This is a genomic window from Xanthovirga aplysinae, from assembly GCF_009711365.1.
In the GTDB taxonomy this organism is placed as follows: domain Bacteria; phylum Bacteroidota; class Bacteroidia; order Cytophagales; family Cyclobacteriaceae; genus Xanthovirga; species Xanthovirga aplysinae.
In genome coordinates this window covers 1-5511 of record NZ_SMMB01000924.1, presented here as the reverse complement: position 1 = coordinate 5511, position 5511 = coordinate 1, and the positions used below count along the sequence as shown (strand labels likewise).

The following is a 5511-nucleotide window of genomic DNA, read 5'->3' as shown; positions in this document are numbered from 1 at the left end:
AATCCCTTTACATATTCCACAATCCAACTTTACAAACCTCAATAAAGCTATAAAAAGATTAATGGCACCAATGCTTTTTGGTAGTGTTACAAGTGTGGACCAAGACTGGGTTAAACAAATGTTATTGCGATCTTCGGAAGATGAGTAAAATAGTAAAGACAAAAGATGGCTCTCCTCCTTTTTAAGGATGAGATTGCTGCGTAAGCATTTACAATGCAGCTTCTATCCTCCCCTTTCCTTTTAGGCAAACCATTTCCATAGGCACCTGCCCGACTTTTACACTTGCCCCCACCCCACAAAATCTATCCTACAATCCAAAATACAGCCAAGAGCAAAATTTCCCAGGAGTCAAGCCAGCCCAAACAACCCCAAGGCCACCTAATCTTACCTTCCTGTATCATAACCTTATATTTTTCATACATAACGAGTGTATTGAATCAAACCGGAAGTCCCGTAGGTTATGAAAAAGGAGCCGCGGGTTTTTGGGTTAAATTTGAATTGGATAAAGGGGTTAAATACGAAAGGGGCTTTAGAAATGGACATGCCGAATGGAATGCGAATACCTCTCAGCTTTTACTTATATTTCAGATAGAGTTGCCAGATCCTATCAGGAAAATAACACCTGTTCTCGTGCAATCAAACCAGAAAGTTTTAATACCTTCATGACACTAACTAAGGGAAATATCATAGAAAATATTAACATTAATTTCTTTGATGAAGAATTCCCATGAAACATCGTTTCACCATTAGGAATGAAGAAGAGAAATGGGAGTCCTGAAGATCGCTGAAAACATTTTTTTCTGAAGAAAATGGGTGATATTTTTGATGTTTGGTATTAATTTTAAAAAATGAAAAAAGATTCCCTCTTACAACTAAAAATTATAGAAAAGCCTTTTAAGCACTGGTGGCTTTTTATTTGTTTTTTTTTAGTTGTAGGCTTCTTATTAGGCTTAAACAATAAAATCTACTTTTCCTATATTGAGAAAAAAGCCACTTTGTTTGAGTTGATGTGGCCAGAAGTTCTGGAATGGTCTATTTGGGGCGTTTTTTGCCCATTTATCATATTACTGGCCCAAAAATATCCTAAAAAATCATCTGGTTGGTTTTCTAAAGTTAAGTTTCATTTTCCTGTTGGAATCATTATTTCCTTATTACATTCAGCAATCTATGCATATTTAAGATATGGTATTGAAGTATTACTGGATGAAGAATTTATATGGTCATTTTCCAGAAATTTCATGCAAAGATTGTACAATTTGCCGGTGCCATTGATGCTGTATTTCAGTATTGTAGGAATAACTTATGCAGTAAGCTACTACCAGCAATTTAGGGATGAAGCAGTAAAAACTGCGGAAATTCAACAAAAATTAGCACAGGCAGAATTGTTGGCCTTGAAAAAACAATTACACCCTCATTTTCTTTTTAATACCCTACATGCTATTTCTGCCTTAATGCATAAAGACATTGACGCTGCAGATAAAATGATAGCCAGACTCAGTAATCTTCTAAGAGCTTCTTTAGAAAATACAGGTGTTCAGGAAGTTACGCTACATCAGGAAATGGAGATACTAAAGATTTATCTTGAAATAGAACAGATCAGGTTTCAGGATAGGTTGGAAGTTGCTATCCAGGTTGACCCGGAAATTTATGATAAAAAAGTTCCTAACCTTATTTTACAGCCTATTGTAGAAAATGCTATTCGATATGGGGTAGCTCAATTTTCAAAGCAAGGTAAAATAGCAGTAACCGCTAATCAGGTAAATGGTCATATTGAATTAAAAGTATCAGATAATGGAAAAGGAATGCCCAGTACTAAAGAATCAGATATTAAGGAAGGAATTGGGCTAAAAAATACCAGAATGAGATTACATCAATTGTATGGGGAAAAAGGTAAATTGATTTTAAATAATTTGGGTCAAAATCAGGGCCTTGAAGTGAAAATCCTGATTCCGGCATGAATAAAATTAAAACACTAATAGTTGATGATGAAGTGCTGGCAAGAGATAAATTATCTTTCTTCTTAAACGAGGAGAAGGACTTTGAAATAGTGGGTCAATGCCCAAATGGATTGGAAGCATTGAAGTTGCTGGATCAGTCATATCCTGATTTACTTTTTCTTGATATACAGATGCCTGAAATGGACGGGATGGAGCTTCTGAGAAATATTGATGTTCAAAAAATCCCTTGTATAATATTGGTCACTGCTTATGATGATTATGCCATTAAAGCCTTTGAATATCATGCCCTTGATTATCTGTTAAAACCCTTTGACAGAGAACGGTTTCTTATCACTATTAAGAGAATTAAAGAACAAATGCTGTTGTATAGTCAGGGAGGTTATAATACCCAATTATTAAGTTATCTAAAAGAATCACTCCCTAATCAAAAATATATTGAAAAAGTGGTTGTCAAAGATGGAGGGAAAATATTTTTTGTTAAAACAAAAGATATAGAATGGGTTGAATCTGCGGGGAACTATTTAAAGCTACATGTTGGTAAAACCATTCATATGATAAGGGAAACCATGAATGCTTTTGAGAAAAAATTAAATCCTCAGGAGTTTGTAAGGATTCACAGGTCTTCTTTAATCAATATAGATGCTATTCATAATCTTGAAACCTGGGGAAACACTGAGTTTATCATCACTTTAAATTCCGGGGATAAAGTGCAATCCGGGAGAAGCTACTACTCTTCTATTCGCCAAAAACTCGAACTCTAGCCTTTAAAATAAAACTTGGCTTCGGCCATCCGATTCACTTTCAAAACATCAAAAATAACCTCTTCGTTTTACCCCTCTGAGTACGATATTTTCATCACTTTTTTCTTTCTATCAACAACTGTAACACTACAGCTGGTCACTTTTCTATTGCCCAATTTTGCCAAGCCCAATACCATTGTAAAAAACAAAGCATCAATGAGGAATATTTTTTCTTTGATACAATAACGAAAGGATGAAAACATGAAACCCCCATTTTTAAATAATTATTAAAACACACAAGGGAATGATTATTTAAGAATGGCAAGTTCCATCTGACCATTGAAAATAAATTTAAACAGATGAAAACAACGAAATTATTAATACTGACAATTGTTATATCCCTAAATACTGTTTTTGCTCAGGAAAATACGGATTCTCCACACCTGGCCAATGATAAGGCCCCTGAATTAGCAACATTTGACATCAACAAGTTATCCTACTCGTTCGAACAATCGCTTCCCGACCTTAGCAATGCCTTCCTCGATTTGAGCCCGGCCGATAGAGCAGATGGCATAACCGTAGGCAATCTGACATTTAATGGCAATAAACGGGCGTCCATCATGCAGCTATCACGGGAAATTGAGGAGGGAAAGCACGGCAAATACGATGGCATGCTTATTTCGCACCAGGGCAAACTGGTCTTTGAATCGTATTACAGAAAAGGCCGCATCAATCTGCCTCATTTTCAAGCCTCAGTGACCAAGGCTTACATATCGTTAGCCATCGGGCGAGCGATTCAATTGGGGTATTTGACAATGAAGGACCTGAACAAGCCTATCACTCATTTACTTAAAGATATAAAGCTGAAAAAACCAGCAAAAGGTGCAGAAAACATTACGCTTCATCATTTATTGAGTATGCGTTCAGGGATTCGAGTGAGTGCTGACGACCTTGAATCAATAATAGCAAATGGTTATGGCTCTAATCCCACTCAGGAATTTTTGAAACATAGTGCAGCCATTTCATTCGAAACGCAAACATTTAAATATCAGGGAATAGATCCAAGAATAACCTGGCAGGTTCTTGATAGCGTTGTTCCAGGATCTGCCGAAGATTTTATGAAGAATGAGGTCCTGGCAAAAATTGGGGTTAATGTGTACGGTTGGAAGAAGGATGTCGAGGGCTCAAACATGACTTCACGCGATATGCTCAAGTTGGGAGCATTGGTCATGAATAAAGGCAAATGGAATGATGAGCAAATAATTTCTGCTGAATATTTAGCCCGTGCCACCAGTAACGTGACTAAACCCACTGAAGATTGGATACCTGACAACTTTTCCTATGGCTATTTCTGGTATCAAACAGAGATGAGTGTTAAAGGTAAAAGCTATAAGACCAAATTCGCTTGGGGTGGTGGCGGACAATACATTGTAACCGTTGAGGAACTGGACTTGATTGTGGTGATCACAGGTCATGATGGTGAAGATAAAATAATGGCCCAGATTTCAGAAACCATCATACCTGCCTTTGCTAATGATGAATTCCCACTCCTAAAAGGTCCGTACCTAGGACAAAAACCACCTGGTTTAACACCTAAAGCATTTGCGCCGGGCATTGTTAATACAGAAGATTGGGGGGATGCAGGTGGTTTCTCCCCAGATATGAATGAATTTTATGTCACCAGATGGCGTCATAATGGAAAAAGAGAAAGAAAATCTGTCACTTTTAAAAAAATAGACAATAGATGGCATGAGATAGCTGTTCCAGATGAGGCTCCCAATCCTTACTTCTCCCCAGATGGCAAGACCTTATATTTTGGCAAGCGGTATAAGGAGCGCACAAAGGATGGATGGTCAGAGATGAAAAGTCTTGGCCCCTCCTTTGAAGAAATACCGATTATGGGCCTTACAGCTTCCCGCAAAGGAACTTTAGTTTTTGACGAATTCACCAGAGATGGAAATGGTATTCTTCGGTATTCACGACTGGTAGACGGCAATCGTGAAGCCCCGAAAGTATTAGGTAAAGAAATTAATACCGGCAAGTGGAATGCCCATCCGTTCATCGCACCAGACGAGTCCTATATTATGTGGGATGGTGAAAGAGAGAGCGGATATGGTGACTCTGACATTTACATCAGTTTTCGACAGAAAGATGGTTCGTGGGGTAAAGCGATTAACCTGGGAGACAAGATAAACACAGAAGCTGAAGAAGGGGGCCCAAAGGTCACACCTGACGGAAAATATCTCTTCTTTAATAGAATGGTGACGCCAACAATCGGCGATGCGAGTCCTCAATCAGACTTGTTCTGGGTGGATGCACAAATTATTGAGAATCTCAGATCCAAACAATAAACCATATAACAAGGCATCAACGTAGACAAAGGTTTATTTTGAATCACTTTATTGCAGATGGTTTAACTACCCATACCTCAGGCTGTTGTCCAATACAATAACAAAAGGAAGAAAATATGAAAACTAAAAATTTGAAAGAAGTAAAAACCTTAATCTTTGTGACTTTATTGCTTGGTTTGATTACTTCATGTCAGGAAAGTAAAAAGCCTGAATCCCCAACCTATAACATTGCTTATGGTTCAACAGAAACTGGTAATGTAGAAATTTACTCAGGTGATACAGAAGGTAAATCAGATATTAAAAGTACAAATGCGAAAGGTGGCTACTTAGCCTGGTCTCCTGACGGAAAACAATTTGCTTTTTATGGAAAATATGATGACAAAAAGACCTGGTCTATTCATACAATGAACATTGATGGTACGAATAGAAAACGATTAACTCATGCAAAAAACAAATGGGATA

General features: G+C 37.5%; 5 protein-coding genes. All 5 read left to right on the top strand.

Annotated features, from left to right (window positions below):
* Positions 1-432 precede the first annotated feature (432 nt).
* Positions 433-666: a hypothetical protein gene (locus E1171_RS08240; RefSeq protein WP_155205532.1), complete on the top strand. Its 234-nt coding sequence runs from the start codon at positions 433-435 to the stop codon at positions 664-666.
* Between the two features lie 182 nt (positions 667-848).
* The gene (locus E1171_RS08235) at positions 849-1958 is read left to right on the top strand and encodes a sensor histidine kinase (RefSeq protein WP_155205531.1); all 1110 of its coding nucleotides are present in this window, start codon (positions 849-851) and stop codon (positions 1956-1958) included.
* Positions 1955-2719: a LytR/AlgR family response regulator transcription factor gene (locus tag E1171_RS08230; RefSeq protein WP_155205530.1), complete on the top strand. Its 765-nt coding sequence runs from the start codon at positions 1955-1957 to the stop codon at positions 2717-2719. The genes E1171_RS08235 and E1171_RS08230 overlap by 4 nt, the downstream gene beginning before the upstream one ends.
* A gap of 338 nt (positions 2720-3057) precedes the next feature.
* Positions 3058-5049 carry a serine hydrolase gene (locus E1171_RS24245; RefSeq protein ID WP_155205529.1) on the top strand — a complete coding sequence of 664 codons (1992 nt, stop codon included), beginning with the start codon at positions 3058-3060 and terminating at the stop codon, positions 5047-5049.
* A 116-nt stretch (positions 5050-5165) separates the two neighbouring features.
* Positions 5166-5511 (top strand): TolB family protein (locus tag E1171_RS08220; protein ID WP_425509609.1); only part of this gene is annotated, 346 nt, incomplete at its 3' end.